Source organism: Pseudomonas sp. 008, from assembly GCF_016861935.1.
Taxonomy (GTDB): domain Bacteria; phylum Pseudomonadota; class Gammaproteobacteria; order Pseudomonadales; family Pseudomonadaceae; genus Aquipseudomonas.
The window spans coordinates 548,513-564,898 of record NZ_BOMA01000002.1 but is presented as its reverse complement, the minus strand read 5'-3'; the positions used below and the strand labels follow the sequence as shown (position 1 = coordinate 564,898).

At 59.9% G+C, this 16,386-nt stretch carries 15 protein-coding genes, 1 tRNA gene and 1 pseudogene; 11 read left to right on the top strand and 6 right to left on the bottom strand.

Annotated features, from left to right (window positions below):
• Nucleotide 1: 1 nt before the first annotated feature.
• On the top strand, nucleotides 2-1,357 hold the full coding sequence (gene pgaC, locus JUI81_RS07175) for a poly-beta-1,6-N-acetyl-D-glucosamine synthase (protein WP_019581685.1): 1,356 nt from the start codon (nucleotides 2-4) through the stop codon (nucleotides 1,355-1,357).
• A complete protein-coding gene (gene pgaD / locus JUI81_RS07170) occupies nucleotides 1,354-1,881 on the top strand; it encodes a poly-beta-1,6-N-acetyl-D-glucosamine biosynthesis protein PgaD (protein ID WP_019581686.1) in 528 nt (175 codons plus the stop codon). The genes pgaC and pgaD overlap by 4 nt, the downstream gene beginning before the upstream one ends.
• 23 nt (nucleotides 1,882-1,904) lie before the next feature.
• Here the strand turns inward: pgaD and JUI81_RS07165 are convergent, their stop codons facing one another.
• Nucleotides 1,905-3,434 (bottom strand): apoptosis inducing factor family protein, encoded by a 1,530-nt coding sequence (locus JUI81_RS07165; RefSeq protein WP_204123994.1) that lies wholly within the window; start codon nucleotides 3,432-3,434, stop codon nucleotides 1,905-1,907.
• A 140-nt stretch (nucleotides 3,435-3,574) separates the two neighbouring features.
• Between JUI81_RS07165 and JUI81_RS07160 the strand changes: the two genes are divergently transcribed.
• The 6 genes from JUI81_RS07160 (at nucleotide 3,575) to JUI81_RS07135 (ending at nucleotide 7,653) form a co-directional block, all read left to right on the top strand.
• Nucleotides 3,575-4,135, top strand: coding sequence for a YbhB/YbcL family Raf kinase inhibitor-like protein (locus JUI81_RS07160; protein ID WP_019581688.1), 561 nt, complete (start codon nucleotides 3,575-3,577; stop codon nucleotides 4,133-4,135).
• 87 nt (nucleotides 4,136-4,222) lie between these two features.
• Nucleotides 4,223-5,956, top strand: coding sequence for a VWA domain-containing protein (locus JUI81_RS07155; protein ID WP_204123993.1), 1,734 nt, complete (start codon nucleotides 4,223-4,225; stop codon nucleotides 5,954-5,956).
• A gap of 8 nt (nucleotides 5,957-5,964) precedes the next feature.
• Complete coding sequence (locus tag JUI81_RS07150) at nucleotides 5,965-6,546, top strand: RNA polymerase sigma factor (RefSeq protein ID WP_019581690.1); 582 nt, start codon at nucleotides 5,965-5,967, stop codon at nucleotides 6,544-6,546.
• Nucleotides 6,543-7,163: a hypothetical protein gene (locus JUI81_RS07145; RefSeq protein WP_204123992.1), complete on the top strand. Its 621-nt coding sequence runs from the start codon at nucleotides 6,543-6,545 to the stop codon at nucleotides 7,161-7,163. The genes JUI81_RS07150 and JUI81_RS07145 overlap by 4 nt, the downstream gene beginning before the upstream one ends.
• Nucleotides 7,164-7,183: 20 nt before the next feature.
• A complete protein-coding gene (locus JUI81_RS07140; protein WP_239077665.1) occupies nucleotides 7,184-7,450 on the top strand; it encodes a hypothetical protein in 267 nt (88 codons plus the stop codon).
• Nucleotides 7,447-7,653: a hypothetical protein gene (locus JUI81_RS07135; protein ID WP_239077664.1), complete on the top strand. Its 207-nt coding sequence runs from the start codon at nucleotides 7,447-7,449 to the stop codon at nucleotides 7,651-7,653. Before JUI81_RS07140 ends, JUI81_RS07135 begins: the two co-directional genes overlap by 4 nt.
• A gap of 63 nt (nucleotides 7,654-7,716) precedes the next feature.
• Here JUI81_RS07135 and JUI81_RS07130 read toward each other — a convergent pair.
• The 3 genes and pseudogenes from JUI81_RS07130 to JUI81_RS07120 form a co-directional block, all read right to left on the bottom strand.
• Nucleotides 7,717-7,905, bottom strand: a pseudogene (locus JUI81_RS07130) (DUF3077 domain-containing protein); the annotation flags it as partial.
• 2 nt (nucleotides 7,906-7,907) lie between these two features.
• A complete protein-coding gene (locus tag JUI81_RS07125; protein ID WP_204123990.1) occupies nucleotides 7,908-8,948 on the bottom strand; it encodes a virulence RhuM family protein in 1,041 nt (346 codons plus the stop codon).
• A 205-nt stretch (nucleotides 8,949-9,153) separates the two neighbouring features.
• Nucleotides 9,154-9,230 (bottom strand) — tRNA-Arg (locus tag JUI81_RS07120).
• Nucleotides 9,231-9,579: 349 nt separating this feature from the next.
• Between JUI81_RS07120 and gabD the strand changes: the two genes are divergently transcribed.
• The 3 genes from gabD (at nucleotide 9,580) to JUI81_RS07105 (ending at nucleotide 13,848) form a co-directional block, all read left to right on the top strand.
• Complete coding sequence (gene gabD, locus JUI81_RS07115; RefSeq protein ID WP_019581696.1) at nucleotides 9,580-11,022, top strand: NADP-dependent succinate-semialdehyde dehydrogenase; 1,443 nt, start codon at nucleotides 9,580-9,582, stop codon at nucleotides 11,020-11,022.
• A 197-nt stretch (nucleotides 11,023-11,219) separates the two neighbouring features.
• Nucleotides 11,220-12,497 (top strand): 4-aminobutyrate--2-oxoglutarate transaminase, encoded by a 1,278-nt coding sequence (gabT, locus tag JUI81_RS07110; protein WP_204123989.1) that lies wholly within the window; start codon nucleotides 11,220-11,222, stop codon nucleotides 12,495-12,497.
• A 136-nt stretch (nucleotides 12,498-12,633) separates the two neighbouring features.
• On the top strand, nucleotides 12,634-13,848 hold the full coding sequence (locus JUI81_RS07105) for a response regulator (RefSeq protein WP_204123988.1): 1,215 nt from the start codon (nucleotides 12,634-12,636) through the stop codon (nucleotides 13,846-13,848).
• A gap of 55 nt (nucleotides 13,849-13,903) precedes the next feature.
• Here the strand turns inward: JUI81_RS07105 and JUI81_RS07100 are convergent, their stop codons facing one another.
• Together JUI81_RS07100 and desA are read right to left on the bottom strand one after the other, a co-directional pair.
• Nucleotides 13,904-14,893, bottom strand: a complete 990-nt coding sequence (locus tag JUI81_RS07100) for a sensor domain-containing diguanylate cyclase (protein WP_019581699.1) — start codon at nucleotides 14,891-14,893, stop codon at nucleotides 13,904-13,906.
• 239 nt (nucleotides 14,894-15,132) lie between these two features.
• Nucleotides 15,133-16,314, bottom strand: a complete 1,182-nt coding sequence (gene desA, locus JUI81_RS07095; RefSeq protein WP_204123987.1) for a delta-9 fatty acid desaturase DesA — start codon at nucleotides 16,312-16,314, stop codon at nucleotides 15,133-15,135.
• Between the last annotated feature and the right edge of the window lie 72 nt (nucleotides 16,315-16,386).

Sequence of the window (16,386 nt, the reverse complement as noted above, 5' to 3'; positions counted from 1 at the left end):
CATGCTGGACAGACTTCTGGCCCTGTTGGTTCTGGCGATCGTCCTGGGGGTTCCCCTCGGGCTGATCTTTCTGGTCACCGGGCAATTCCTGATGGACTTCGTATTCTTCTACCCACTGTTCATGTCGGGGCTGTGGATCGCCGGCGGCCTGTATTTCTGGCTGCACTGGGAGCGGCACTGGCCGTGGCAGGACGACACCTTGCCGCCACCATTGGCCGGCGAACCGCTGATCTCGATCCTGATCCCTTGCTACAACGAAGGCGACAACGCCGCCGATACCATCCACGCGGCGCTGGCCCAGCATTACCCGAACATCGAAGTGATCGCGATCAACGACGGCTCCAAGGACAACACCGCCGCGGTGCTCGACGCACTGGCGGCGCAGGATCCGCGTTTGCGGGTGCTGCACCTGGCGGAGAACCAGGGCAAAGCCGTGGCCCTGCGCATGGGCGCCATCGCGGCGCGCAGCGAGTACCTGGTGTGCATCGACGGTGACGCGCTGCTGGCGCCGAACACCGCGGCCTATCTGGTGGCGCCGATGCTCGACAACGCACGACTGGGCGCTGTGACCGGCAACCCGCGAATCCGCACCCGTTCGACCCTGATCGGCCGGGTACAGGTCGGCGAGTTCTCCTCGATCATCGGCCTGATCAAGCGTACCCAGCGGGTGTTCGGGCGGATCTTCACCGTCTCCGGGGTGATCGTCGCCTTCCGTCGTACGGCCCTGAACCGGGTCGGCTACTGGAGCCCGGACATGATCACCGAAGACATCGACATCAGTTGGAAGCTGCAACTGGATCACTGGAGCATTTTCTACGAGCCCCGCGCGTTGTGCTGGATCCTCATGCCCGAAACCCTCGGCGGCCTGTGGAAGCAGCGCTTGCGCTGGGCCCAGGGCGGCGCCGAGGTGTTGTTCAAGAACATCCGTGGCATCTGGCAATACCGCCATCGTTACCTCTGGCCGTTGCTGTTCGAATACTGCCTGTCCACCGGTTGGGCCTTCACCTTCCTGTTGTCGGTGATCTTCTGGGGCGTCGGAAAGTTCGTCGAAATGCCGCCTGCCATTGCTGTCCATCACCTGATGCCACCGGCCTTTACCGGGCTGCTGTTGGCGGTGGTCTGCCTGGTGCAATTTGCGGTCAGCATCATGATCGACCGACGTTACGAAAAGGGACTCGGCAGGACCATGTTCTGGGTGGTCTGGTACCCGCTGGTGTTCTGGTTCATCAGCCTGCTCACCACCCTGGTCAGCTTCCCCAAAGTGCTGTTTGGCCAACATCAGAAGCGCGCGCGCTGGGTCAGTCCGGACCGGGGCATCAAGCCGCTGGATGACGATGAAGAGGAGGTCATCAAATGAAAATCATCAGAACCCGGCAGCGGCCCTTTTTGGTCGTTCTCGATGTTTTCTTCACCGTGCTGGCCTGGATCGGGCTGCTGTATTTACTGGCGCGGGGTCTGTGGCCGTTGATCGATACCCATGACGGGCCGCGCATCGATGCATCTTTTTTCGACGCCCTCGGTACGTTGCAGATTTACCTGTGGGTGGCGCTGGTGAACGCGGTGATCCTGATTGGCTGGGCGCGTTATCAACAACGCAAAAGCAAGAGCTTCGCCCAGCGCCGTTTGCCGGCGCCGGTGGTGGACGATCAGGGGCTGAGCAAAAGCTTCAAGTTGACCGGCGACCGACTGGCGAAACTGCGCACGCCGGGCTCAATGACCATTCACAACGATCAGGAAGGCGATGTCAGCCATGTCGTTACGCACTTCACCCCGGTCGACCCGTCCCAACTGCCGCCGCCCTTGGCGCCATTGGAGCATCCATTGGTGATCCGCCTGCCGGCCGAAGATGACGACAACCGCGAGCCGATGAGCCACGTCTGAACCTGACGCCTTGAAAAAGTGCGTCAGGCAAAATCCCGGATCAGGCGCCACGCCTCGTCCACCGACAGCGGTTGTTTCATCCGTTCGGCGAGCATTGCCATCGCCCGTTCCTGATCACACGCAACCGCTGCCGCCACCACGCCGTTTTTACCGAACAGGCCAATAAACGGCGGATTTTCTGGGTCGCCTTTGAACTCAACCTCGTCCCAGGTCTCGGCGTGTCCGAGATAGTCGTAGTTTTTGCCGAAGTGCCAGGTCCAGAAATACGGCACGTCGAGGTAGCGCTCGTCGCCGCCGAGCATATTTGCCGCCGCAATCCGCGCCTGTTGCTGGGCCAGGCGCCAGTGTTCGATCCGTTGGGGCTGGCCATTGAGCGGGAAGGTCGCGATATCGCCGACGGCCCAGAGCCCGTCGGTCACGCGCATGCCGCCGTCGACCCTCAATGACTGATCTTTTTCCTTCGGCAGATCGGTAAACGGAGTGGTCGCCGGGGTGACGCCAATGCCGACCAGCACCAGATCCGCCGGCAAGCGCTGGCCGTTGTCCAGCAGCACCGCTTCGACTTTGCCTGTGCCTTCGATCTTCGCCACTTCGCCATCGGTATGAAACACCACACTATTGGCCTCGTGCAGGGCACGAATCGCTTTGCCGACGGCCTCGCCGAATTGCGCCTCGAAAGGGATGGCATGGCGCGTCAGGACGGTAACATCGAGGCCGTATTGACGCAGGGATGAAGCGGATTCCAGACCAATGAAGCTGCCGCCGACAATCACTGCCCTTTGACCCGGTTTTGCGGTGGTCAGAATCTGCTGCGCCTGCGCCTTCGAGCGCAACACGAACACCTGCGGCAGATCGGCGCCTGGCAGCGACAGGGATTTTGGTATGCCGCCGGTGGCAATCACCGCGGCGTCATAGCTCAACGATTGACCATCGGCCAGGCGCAGGGTCCGGTTCGGTGCATCCAGGCCCATCACATCGCTGTTTATCCGTTCAATGCGCTGTTCACGATAAAAGTCCTCATCGCGCAGCGGCGGAACTTCGTCCGGTGGCATTTCCCCGGCAATCACGAATTTGCTCAATGCCGTACGGTCGTATCCGGCTTCGGGCTCACGGTCGATCAGTAGCACCCGACCGCCGAAGCCTTTCTCCCGCAGCGCCGCCGCGCAGGCTGTCCCCGCTGCACCGGCGCCGATGATCGCAAAGGTCCGCTTATCATCCTCCGGCGGGGTGCTGGGGCCGGGCATCGGCTGGTCGTCGACCCAGACCTCATCGTCGCGCAACTCCAGCGGATAGCGCCGCAGACTGTCCATGGAAGGTGGCTCGCACAGCGCTCCGTCTTCGAGCCGATAAGCCGCCTTGTGCCACGGGCAGATCAGCCGGCCCTCACACAGGGCACCTTTGGCCAAGGGAGCCCCGGCGTGGGGGCATCTGCCCTGATAGGCGCGCAATTGATCGCCGACCCGCAGCAAGACGATTTTCATCTTGTCGATCCGGACTTCAAGGCCACGGTCGAGGGGCACATCGGCGAAACGGGCGACGCGGTGCAGTGCCATGATCGATCTCCAGGCAGGTATTTCACTTAGGAGTTTGGCGCTTATTCCCAGGTTCAGCCAATTCCCACTGCCACCGCACGAACGGTCCGGCTATAGTTTGCGTGCCGACGACGGCCCCACCCCGCACAAGGTGCTCCGGTATGACCCGATTGACCTCTTTGAACCCTTGGCTGGCGGCCGTTGCAGTCGCCCTTTGCGTGCAATTGCCGGCGCAGGCCCAGGAGCGTTTCACCCTCAGCATCCCCGGCGTTTCGGACAATCGGCTGTTCACGTCGGCGGAGGCCAGCGATGCCAGCGGTTGCGGCGGCAAGAACCAGTCCCCGGCCCTGAGCTGGAACGCCGGCCCCCAGGGCACCCTCAGCTACGCCATCGTCATGCACGACCCGGACGGCCAGAAAGGCCTGGGCGTCGATCACTGGATTCGTTACGGCATCAAGGCCACGACGCGGCAGATCCCGGCCGGTGTCGGCACTAAATCCACCCTCGAAGGCGTGGGTGGCACCAACATCAAAGGCACCACTACCTACATCGGCCCGTGCCCGCCCATCGGTGACAGCATCCATCACTACATCATCCAGATCTACGCCCTGGACCTGGCGCCAGAAGCCCTGCCTGCCGGCCTGACTCGCGCGCAGCTGATGGACCAGATCAAAGGCCATGTGCTGAAAAACAGCAGTGTGGTGCGGCGTTACCACCGCTGAAGACTTTTCACTTCGGCTTAACCCGAATCTGGCGGGCTGTCCGTCTCAGAGGATGAATGAGTCAATTTCCTCCTGAGGTCAGCCCCCATGTCACTTCCTCTGCATGTCCTCCGCCCGGCCGCCCAGGGTTTCGCCGTCGGGTTACTGCTGGCCGTTGCCGGCTGCGGCGGTTCATCCACACCAGCCTCTGAGACGGGCAACCCGGCAGCGGTTGCGCCCCCAGCTCAAAATGCGCCGAAAACCGAAGCATTGGTGCGCGAAGCGGCCATGGCGGACACCGCGATGGCCAAGCGCAGCGCACGACCGGGCCCGCTGGTCGCTTTCGCGCCGGTGCCCGCCGGTGAAACTTATCCACAGGGCTACCGGGATGAACAGCGCGAGCAATATCAGGCGCTGGCCGATAACCCGATTCACAGCGTGGCCGAAGCGCCGGTCTCGACCTTCAGCGCCGATGTCGATACCGGCGCGTACGCCAATGTCCGGCGCTTGCTCAATCAGGGGCGTTTACCGCCGGAAGGGGCGGTGCGGCTGGAAGAGATGGTCAATTATTTCCCCTACGATTACGCCTTGCCCACCGACGGCTCGCCATTTGGCGTGACCACCGAACTGGCGCCGTCACCCTGGAACCCGCATACCCGATTGCTGCGTATCGGCATCAAGGCCTCCGATCGCGCGGTGGCGACGCTGGCCCCAGCGAACCTGGTATTTCTGGTGGACGTGTCCGGTTCCATGGACCGTCGCGAAGGCCTGCCTCTGGTCAAAAGCACCCTGAAATTGCTGGTCGATCAATTGCGCGAGCAGGACCGGGTTTCGCTGGTGGTCTACGCCGGAGAATCCCGTGTGGTGCTGGAGCCGACTTCCGGACGGGAAAAAGCGAAAATTCGTACCGCCATCGAGCAATTGACGGCGGGCGGTTCGACGGCCGGCGCGTCGGGTATCGAACTGGCTTACCAAATGGCGCAACAGGCGTTTATCCCCAAAGGCATCAACCGCATCCTGCTAGCCACCGACGGTGACTTCAACGTCGGCATCAGCGACTTCGACAGCCTCAAGCAAATGGCTGTGGATAAACGCAAGACTGGCGTGTCCCTGACCACCCTGGGTTTTGGTGTGGATAACTACAATGAACACCTGATGGAACAACTGGCCGACGCCGGCGACGGTAACTACGCCTACATCGACAACCTGCGCGAAGCGCGCAAAGTGCTGGTAGATCAACTCGGCTCAACCCTCGCAGTAGTGGCGAAAAACGTGAAGCTGCAGGTGGAGTTCAACCCGGCTCAGGTCAGCGAATATCGGCTGTTGGGTTATGAGAACCGCGCCTTGAAGCGTGAGGATTTCAGCAACGACAAAGTCGACGCCGGAGAAATCGGCGCAGGGCACACGGTGACCGCGCTGTACGAAATTGTGCCCAAGGGCGAGAAGGGCTGGCTGGAGCCGTTGCGCTACGGCAATTCCGGGGCAGAAGTTTCCGCAAAAACCGGAGAATTGGCGATGCTGCGGGTGCGTTATCAGTTGCCGGAAGGTGGGAACAGTCGCTTGATCGAACGACCAATCCTGAAGAGTGAGACCGGTAAAATCTCGGCCGCCAGCGATGACCTGCGCTTTGCCGCCGCCGTCGCTGCGTTTTCCCAGCAGCTCAAGGATGGGCGTTACACCGGTGATTTCAGCCTGAAAGACACCGAAGCCCTGGCCCGTGGCGCACGGGCTGATGACCCGTTTGGCCTGCGCGGTGAGTTCGTGCAATTGGTGGAGTTGGCGCAGAGCCTGCGAGCCTCCACCGCCTCCAATCAACCGCCCAACGACAACCGGATAGAGTGAAAGCTGACATGTCCGATCCTGCAATCAGCTCAACCGCCAGCAGCGATGAATCGCTGCTGGCGCGCTACCGCTCTGGCGACGGGCCGGCGTTCGAAGTTTTGTACGCTCGCCACCGCCAGGGCCTGTATCGATTCCTCCTCGGCCTCAGCGGCAAACCCGAACTGGCCGAAGAGGTGTACCAGGAAACCTGGCTGAGCCTGATCCGCAGCACCAGTCAGCCACAAGGCCGGGCGAACTTTCGTACCTGGCTCTACCAGATTGCCCGCAACCGACTGATCGATCACTGGCGCAAACATGGCATCCACAACCCCTTACACGACAGCTATGACGAACAGACCCACGCCCTGATCGACGACGCAGCCGACCCTGAACAACTGCTGAGCCTGAGCCGCGACGGTGAACGCCTCGAAACCGCTCTGCAAACCCTGCCCGCCGACCAGCGCGAAGTGTTCCTGCTGCGCGCCCACGGCGACCTCGACCTGCCGCAGATCGCCACCCTCACCGAAACACCGCTGGAAACCGTTAAAAGCCGCTTGCGCTACGCCCAGCAAAAACTGCGTCGGCTGCTGGCCGAGGAGGTACTGACATGACTGACGCCAAACAAACACCGTCATCGCCCGACGATGAAATGCTCAAGCATTTTCGCGATCACAGCAGCGGCGAACCACCGGCGCACCTCGACGCCTTCATCCTCGCCGCCGCCCACCGAGAAGCCCCCGCGCCGAAGCCGAACCTGTGGCAACGCTGGCTCCGCGCCTGCCAACAACCCCGCTGGCAAGTGGCATTCGCCAGCCTCGTCGGTGTCGCGCTAATGCTGGCATTGGTGCAACGCACGCCCGAGCAACTGCCGAGATACGACTTCGCACCTGCGCCCAAAGCCTCCGCACCGCTCGCCAAACCGGAAGCCGCAGCGCGCTCCCAGGCCGCACCGACCGAGGCTTTGTCCGCGCCCGCACCGGCTGCGCCGATGGCGGATTTTGCTGCACCGATGCAGCGCGAGTCGATCAACAGAGAAATGGCCGACGAAGCCAAACTCAGCAAACGCGCCGCCGCGCCGGCCAAGTCACTGGATGATCAATTACGTGAAGTGATGCGCCTGCAAGACGCCGGACAAACCCAAGCCGCCGAGGCGCTGATGACGACATTGCACAAGCGCTTTCCCAATGAAAATCTGGCAGCCAAACTCAAGGAAATGCAGAAAAAATGAGCTGAACAGCGGTCGACAATTTGGCAACCACACCCGAAAGCGCGCACTATCGGCCTATAGCCGATGCGTTGGAGGATGCCGTGGCCCAAAAAATCGACCGCATCGCCCAAATGCTCAACTGCCCGGTGAAGGGTGAGGAACTGCGGCGAGCAGTGACTGAGAGTCGTAAGGAGTTTCTTCTGGCAAAGCAGGCAGAAGATGAACTTGAGGAAGACGTTCTTGATGATGAGATGATCGAGGATGAAGAAGATGATGAATACGACGAGTTTGACTGGACGACAGAATGAAAAAACCGCTTTGGCGGCATGTTGCCGTTCTCAACCATAGCCATCCTGCTGCTCACTCTTTGCCGGACGCTGCTTATCAGCAAATACGTGAGTCTATAGGCGTCAGCCGTAATGACCCACGTCCGGCTATTCCTGCCGAAACACTATTTGCCGAGCTTGATGCACTCATTGATGAGGTTGAAGCAGAGCGTAGCCGCCCCTGAAAACACTCACCCCAAAATGGCAGGCCCCGAAAAATCGGGGCGCATTTCAAGGGTGAGTGGTCGCTATTCTGCGGTTTGTGGCGTTGCCGTCTGGGGAGGTTGCGTCAGAACTTTCACCACATCATCAACCACCGCCTTACCCATGGCCGTCAAATAGTGCGCGGCCCAGGCGTGGCGGTCGGTGTCTTTTGAGGTGGAGTTAGCCATTGCTGCTTGGTTGGGTAAAACATATGCCCCAGAGATGTGAAGCACCCTCAGTGACGATTTTTTTGTGAAATATTACGCAATGCCTCAATTCCTAATCCTTCACCTTCTGCCTCTTTCAAGTATCGACGCTGTTCGGCATAGAGTTCATATTCCGTCCGCGCTTTTTCCTCTGCGGCCTGTTTACTGATTTGCCCCGCACCTTGCAGAACCTCGCGACTGTTGAACTCCAGAAACTGGTCCAGCTTCTCCTGCCAGTCCCGCAGAAAAACCTGCTTGCGCATCAATGCCTGATCTTCTGCGAAATCCAGCCACATAGTAACGATACGATTTAGAGCACTGATTTCTTCTTGATTGAGGTAGTTCTTGGCGATCGTCACATCGCTTTTGCGTACTTCATCCCCTTTGAAACTAGTCAAGCCCATATTCATCTTGGTAGCGTCAACCCGTTGGGCGATCAACTCGGCCGCTGTCAGGCCGGTGCTGGCGAAGTGAAGTTTGTTTTGGATGATTTGGAAGAACGCGGTGGTCTCCCTGTTCGATGGCGCGTAATCGGCGGCCATTGCGAAGATATCTTTTACCCTTAAATAGACCCGCCGCTCGCTAGCGCGAATATCTCGAATGCGTTCAAGCAACTCATCGAAATAATCGGGTACTTGCGAGTGACCCACGGGCGGATTTTTCAACCGTTCGTCATCCATCACGAAGCCTTTCACCAGGTACTCCTGAAGTACCTGTGTGGCCCACTGACGGAACTGAGCGCCGCGTTTGGAGCGGACCCGGTAGCCCACCGCGAGAATCAGCGGCAGATTGAAATATTTGACGTTGTAAGGTTTGTTGTCGGCGGCAGTTGTTCGGTAAAACCGAACAACTGAATCTTCCACTAGCTCGCCCTCGGCGAAGATGTGGCTGATATGTTCGCTGATGGTGGCTTTGGCCTTTCCGTACAGCTCACAGATCATCGATTGGGAGAGCCAAAGCGTATCGGCCCCGAAGCGACACTCCAGACGTACCTGACCGTCAATGCTCTGGAATAGCAATAACTCGCCTTGAGGGGGCGAAGGAAGGTCGGCGTGGTTCTGATCAGTCATCTGGGCGCTCCAGGATCAGCTCTGATTAGTCTTTGCGTTGGCTGGAAAAGAGTTCAAGGTGGTTTGACATAGTGTGTCGGAAATCCACCATCATCATGAACCCGATTGTCGTGAGTTTATGTTTCAAGTGCAGTCGCTTCATTGATTTCGAAGTGCACAAAAAAGCCCCAGACCCTACGGTCTGAGGCTTTTTCATTTCTACATATGGTGCACCAGGCGGGATTCGAACCCACGACCCCTGCCTTCGGAGGGCAGTACTCTATCCAGCTGAGCTACTGGTGCAATGCGGGCGCCATGATACTCATATGCGCTGCGGGCGTCCATGCCGCTGAATCGCCTGCGTTTTTCCAAAGCGTAACCGGCGTTTGCTACGTTGATCAGAAAAAATAAGCAAATGCGGCGTTTTCGTTCTTTTTTTCGAACAGCCTATTGTCCTTTACCCCCTTTGATCCTAGGATTCGTTTGAGATTTCAAACGCTCTTGTCTGGGTGCTGAACCGCACGAGTTCGATCAGTGCGCTATTTATGTGCTTCAGCCCGGTGAATGATTTCCCTGACGGCAGCCTATAAGGCGCCTTTCTACAATCATAATTCGCTCCGCGCTGGCCGCGGTGCTGTTAAGGAAAGCCGACATGCAGCTTAAAGACACCCAGTTGTTCCGCCAGCAAGCCTTTATCGATGGCGCTTGGGTCGATGCGGACAACGGTCAGACGATCAAGGTCAATAACCCGGCAACGGGCGAAATTCTGGGCACTGTGCCGAAAATGGGCGCTGCCGAAACCCGCCGGGCGATTGAAGCTGCTGATAAAGCGCTGCCGGCCTGGCGTGCACTGACCGCCAAGGAGCGCGCGAACAAGCTGCGTCGCTGGTTCGAGCTGATCATCGAGAACCAGGACGACCTGGCTCGCCTGATGACCCTGGAGCAGGGCAAGCCATTGGCTGAAGCCAAGGGCGAGATCGTTTACGCCGCTTCCTTTATCGAGTGGTTCGCTGAAGAGGCCAAGCGCGTCTACGGTGACGTGATTCCGGGTCACCAGCCAGACAAGCGCCTGATCGTGATCAAGCAGCCGATCGGCGTGACCGCTGCGATTACTCCGTGGAACTTCCCGGCTGCAATGATCACCCGTAAAGCCGGCCCGGCCCTGGCCGCCGGTTGCACCATGGTGCTCAAGCCTGCATCGCAAACTCCGTTCTCTGCATTCGCTCTGGCTGAACTGGCTCAGCGTGCCGGTATTCCGAACGGCGTGTTCAGTGTGGTGACCGGCAGCGCTGGCGACATCGGCAGCGAGCTGACCGGCAACCCGATCGTGCGCAAGCTGTCGTTCACCGGTTCGACCGAAATCGGTCGTCAGCTGATGACCGAGTGCGCCAAGGACATCAAGAAAGTCTCGCTGGAACTGGGCGGCAACGCGCCGTTCATCGTGTTCGACGACGCGGATCTGGATAAGGCTGTCGAAGGCGCGATCATTTCCAAGTACCGCAACAACGGCCAGACCTGCGTCTGCGCCAACCGTCTGTACATTCAGGATTCGGTCTACGACGCGTTCGCCGAGAAGCTGAAAGTCGCCGTGGCCAAACTCAAGATCGGCAACGGTCTGGAAGACGGCACCACCACTGGCCCGCTGATCGACGAAAAAGCCGTGGCCAAGGTTCAAGAGCACATTGCTGACGCAGTCGGCAAAGGCGCCACCGTGCTGGCGGGTGGCAAGAGCATGCAAGGCAACTTCTTCGAACCGACCATCCTGACCAACGTGCCGAACAACGCTGCCGTGGCCAAGGAAGAAACCTTCGGTCCGTTGGCGCCACTGTTCCGCTTCAAAGACGAAGCCGACGTGATTGCGATGTCCAACGACACCGAGTTCGGTCTGGCCTCGTACTTCTATGCGCGTGACCTGGGGCGTGTGTTCCGTGTGGCTGAAGCCCTGGAATACGGCATGGTCGGCGTCAACACCGGGTTGATCTCCAACGAAGTCGCGCCGTTCGGCGGCATCAAGGCGTCGGGCCTGGGCCGTGAAGGCTCCAAGTACGGCATCGAAGATTACCTGGAAATCAAATACCTCTGCCTGGGCATCTAAGCCCGAAGGGATAAGCCCGGCAAGGCATTGCTTCAAACGCAAAGGGCACGAGAGCGCTGTCCCTTTGCGCGCTTCAAACGGAATTTTCTCTGTGGCCGGGAACGCTGTGGCAGTCGATCATCGCATGCTGCCGTAGTTGCTTCCCCGCCGCTTAATCCTTGAACCACGCCGACCGATGAGCGGCGAATGAGGAATGTATGAGCAAGACTAACGCTGATTTGATGGCCCGCCGCACTGCTGCTGTACCCCGTGGTGTTGGCCAGATTCACCCGATCTTCGCCGACCACGCGAAGAACGCCACCGTAACCGACGTTGAAGGTCGTGAGTTCATCGACTTCGCCGGCGGTATCGCCGTGCTGAACACCGGTCACGTGCACCCGAAAATCATCGCCGCCGTCACCGAACAACTGAACAAGCTGACCCACACCTGCTTCCAGGTGCTGGCCTACGAGCCGTACGTGGAAGTGTGCGAAAAAATCAACGCCAAGGTGCCGGGTGATTTCGCCAAGAAAACCCTGCTGGTGACCACCGGCTCCGAAGCTGTGGAAAACTCCATCAAGATCGCCCGCGCCGCCACTGGCCGTGCCGGCGTGATCGCGTTCACCGGCGCTTACCACGGTCGCACCATGATGACCCTGGGCCTGACCGGTAAAGTCGTGCCTTATTCGGCCGGCATGGGCCTGATGCCAGGCGGCATCTTCCGCGCGCTGTACCCGAACGAACTGCACGGTGTGAGCATCGACGATTCGATCGCCAGCATCGAGCGCATCTTCAAGAACGACGCTGAGCCGCGTGACATCGCTGCGATCATCATCGAGCCGGTGCAGGGCGAAGGCGGTTTCTACGTCGCGCCTAAAGAGTTCATGAAGCGTCTGCGCGCTTTGTGCGACCAGCACGGCATTCTGTTGATCGCTGACGAAGTGCAGACGGGCGCTGGCCGTACCGGCACCTTCTTCGCCATGGAACAGATGGGTGTTGCCGCCGACCTGACCACCTTCGCCAAATCCATCGCTGGCGGCTTCCCGCTGGCCGGTGTGTGTGGCAAAGCCGAATACATGGACGCCATCGCTCCAGGCGGCCTGGGCGGCACTTACGCCGGTAGCCCGATCGCTTGCGCCGCGGCCCTGGCCGTGATGGAAGTGTTCGAAGAAGAGCACCTGCTGGACCGTTGCAAAGCGGTTGGCGAGCGTCTGGTGACTGGTCTGAAAGCCATTCAGGCCAAATACCCGGTGATCGGCGACGTGCGTGCCCTGGGTGCGATGATCGCTGTCGAGCTGTTTGAAAACGGCGACAGCCACAAGCCGAACCCGGCTGCTGTAGCCGCCGTTGTGGCCAAGGCTCGCGACAAGGGCCTGATCCTGCTGTCGTGCGGCACCTACGGCAACGTTCTGCGCGTGCTGGTACCGCTGACCGCGCCGGACGAGCAACTGGACAAAGGCCTGGCGATCATCGAAGAGTGCTTCGCCGAGCTCTGATCCGTTTGTGAACTGATCGACAAAAAACCCGCTTCGGCGGGTTTTTTTATGTCCCTTGAAACACATCAGGAGCAATTGGGCTGTATCGAATGGCCAGCATTGACTAAGGTGCAAGCATTGCCGTTGGAGTGTGCAGATGACTGCTGTGGTATTACCCGCTGTACCGCGAGTGCTGATTGCCGAGGCGGACCCTTGGTCCCGCGACCTGCTCAAGCAGGTGTTGTTGAATGTGCGCTGCGATGCGCGGCTGGACCTGTGTGCCGATGGCCAGGAAACGCTGCAGCTGTTGGCGGAAAATCCTTATGACCTGGTGATCGTCGACTGGGAGTTGCCCGGCGTCGATGGCCTGAATGTGTTGCGCAGTGTTCGTCAGCGCAAACGTAATCCGCCGTTGCCGTTCATTCTGATGAGCAGCCGCAACGACAGCGCCAGCGTGCGTGAAGCTTTGCCTCTGGCGCCCACGGCGTACCTGACCAAACCCCTGGACATGGAAAACCTGACCCAGCGTCTGCAGGATTTGCTGTTGAACGCTGGTGAAGAGGTGTCTTGCGAGGTGCCGTCATTGGCGCCGGGCATGACCTTGTCGGTGTATCTGGAACGGCGGCGTGAACTGGCGGACGGTGCACCGCTGATGACCGATGTGCAGGTGGCGATCAAACGTAGCCTCAATCCCGATGGCCTCGACCTGACGCGGCTGGAAGACGAAATCCGCACCGACCCGCAAGTCACCGCCGTGCTGATTGCCGCCGCCAACAGCGCGGCCCAGCATCATGGCGCCGCCGTGCAAACCCTGTCCCAGGCGCTGCATCGCTTGGGCACCGGGCAAAGCATGAACCTGATTCTGGGGCTTGCCCTCAAACGCAGTGCCCGGCTCAATGATTCGCAACTGGCGGACTATGCCGAGCGCTATTGGGAACTGTCCCTGCACACCGCTGAATACGCGCGAACGCTGGCGCGCTTGCTGGATCTGGATCAGGAGCGCTGTTATTGCGCGGGCATGCTGCATCGCCTCGGCGACCTGGCGTTGCTGCGCTGTTTGCAGGAGTGGAAGCAGGCCGGTGGTGAGCTGGATGAATGGGAGGAAGTCGGCGATGCCCTGGCCGAATTCGGCGCGGCCTACGGTTCGGCGCTGCGCACCCGCTGGCGGCTGCCGCTGGAGCTGCGTGAGCTGATTGCGGCGGTTTATCAGCTCGGTGGCGGGGTTTACTCCCGCGAAGCGCTGGTGATGAACATGGCCGCGCAACTGGCGCGCCTGACCGAGCATGAGGGGATCGAGGCATTGGCCAAGAGCCGCACGGCGCGGTTGCTCAAGATCGGATTGCCGGAGCTGATGCGCTTGCGCAAAAAATAAGCCAGACGCCAATCTTGTAGGAGCGAGGCTCTGTGGCTTCAGTGCCAGACAGTTCTCAGCTGGAGATTATCCGGTTCTTGCCCTGGCGCTTGGCCTGGTACATCGCCGCATCTGCGCGGGCGAACAGGCTGTCGAGGTTTTCATCCTCGGGCGTGAGGCTGGTCAGGCCCTGGCTGACGGTGATGCCGAACGTCTGGTCGTCATGGCTGAAACTCAACCGTTGAATCTCCCGGTGCAGGCGCTCGGCCACTTGCATGGCCATGTCCGGTGCACAACCGGGGAACACGGCGGCGAATTCCTCACCGCCGATCCGCCCGAACAGATCACCACGCCGCAGGGCCGCGCGACCGCTCTCAGCGATGCGTTGCAGCACCTTGTCGCCTTCCGGATGGCCGTAGGTGTCGTTGATCACTTTAAAGTCATCGATGTCCAGCAGCAGGAAGGCCAGCGGCTTGCCTTGCTGGCGTGCCTGCTCGAACTCGTGATTGGCACATTCGAAGAAGTGTCGGCGGTTGCTGCTTTGGGTCAGTACGTCGGTGGTGGCCAGGCGGTGGAGCTCGGTTTCCATCTGCTTCTTTTCGGTGATGTCTTCGGCAATACCAACGATGATCACCGGTTGACCCGGCTCGGCCTGGCGGTTGATGAAGCACTTGTCGCTGAGCCAGCGCACTTGGCCGTCGGCGGCGATGATGCGGTATTCGCGGTCTTCAACGGCGCCGTTGACCAGCACTTGCGCCAGGCTGCGCTCGGCGTAGTCCAGATCGTCGGGATAAACACTGTCACGCCAGTGGTTGTAGTCGGACAGCAACAGGCCGGCGGGGCGGCCGAAGATCCGGTCATAGGCCGGGCTGACGTAGAGCACCTGACGGGTTTCCCAGTTGAATGCCCAAAGCACGGCGTTGACGCTGACCAGCAGCGAGCTGAACAGCTGTTCGCGTTCGCTCAGGCGCGCCACTTCACCCTGCGCATGCATCAGCGCCATCAGCGTTTGCGCGGCCTCGGGCCACTGTGGAAGGGATGTGTCTTGTAGGTTTTTATTGACCATCGGCACAAGTCTCAAAGGGCGTGCCGCTATTTCGACAGCGGCCAACACAAAGCCCGCCGGGGTGGCGAAGTGTCTTTGAGATAGGAGAATTGGGGCGAAGTTCCCGCTTTATTTGGCGAGGGCACTTGCTCCCGCCGGGCGGTACTGGCGACGCGTTTGTAGGAGCTGCCGCAGGCTGCGATCTTTTGATTTTGCTCTTTCAAGATCAAAGGATCGCAGCCTGCGGCAGCTCCTACAGGTCAGATGGCGGGGCGCAGGGAGTAGGTTTTCAGTTGGTCGGCGAAGTCGCGCAGGGATTGAATCCCGCTGGCTTCGGCCTCGTGTACCCAATCCTTGATGGCGGCCAGCATGTCGTGACCATTTGAGCTGGTCTTGACCCAGATCTGCTGCAAGGCCAGGCGTTTCTCGTAAATTACCTTCAGCGCCTGGCTGTGCTCGAGCATGGTCTGGATGCGCATGTGGTGCTTGTCGTCCAGCAGGCTGGTTTCCCGCGAGAGCAGGCGTTTGGCCCGGTGGAACTGGTGGCGGACCGAGTGATCGACCTTTTCCAGCTCTTGCTTGACCAGTGGCGCGATCACCAGCTTGCGGTACTGGGCCATGATCTGGAAGCGGTTGTTGAGGATCGCCATGGCGGTGTCCATGTCCAGGTTGCCTTTGCCTTCGACACGGTGGGCGATCGGCGCAACCCGCTGGACCTTGGCCAGGCGCAGGAAGCTGAAGACCTGGATCCAGGCCCAGCCGAGGTCGAATTCCCACTTCTTCACCGACAGTTTGGCCGAGTTAGGGTAGGTGTGATGGTTGTTATGCAGTTCTTCGCCGCCGATCAGGATGCCCCAGGGCACCAGATTGGTCGCCGCATCGCGGCATTCGAAGTTGCGGTAGCCGATGGCATGGCCCAAGCCATTGACCACGCCGGCGGCCCAGACCGGGATCCACATCATCTGGATGGCCCAGATGGTGATGCCGATGGTGCCGAACAGCAGCAGGTCGATGACGCCCATGATCGCCACGCCCAGCAGCGGGAAACGGCTGTAGAGGTTGCGTTCGATCCAGTCTTCGGGGCAGTTCTTGCCGTAGATGCGCAGGGTCTCGGGGTTTTCCGCTTCGGCGCGGTACAGCTCGGCACCTTTGCGCAGAACGGTGGACAAGCCCTTGATGACCGGGCTGTGCGGGTCATCGACGGTTTCGCATTTGGCGTGATGCTTGCGGTGGATAGCTGTCCACTCGCGGGTGTTCTGCGCCGTGGTCAACCACAGCCAGAAGCGGAAGAAATGTTTCAGGCCGGCATTGAGCTCAAGCGAGCGATGGGCTGAATAGCGATGCAGATAGACTGTGACGCCGACGATTGTGACGTGGGTCATCAGCAGGGTGACTGCCACCAGTGACCAGGGCGATAAGCCAAGAAAACCTTCGTACCACATAGCCTATAGGACCCTCGATAAAGAAAAAAACAGCCGTCGCATTATCACTTAGCCCACAGATAAAACCAGTCG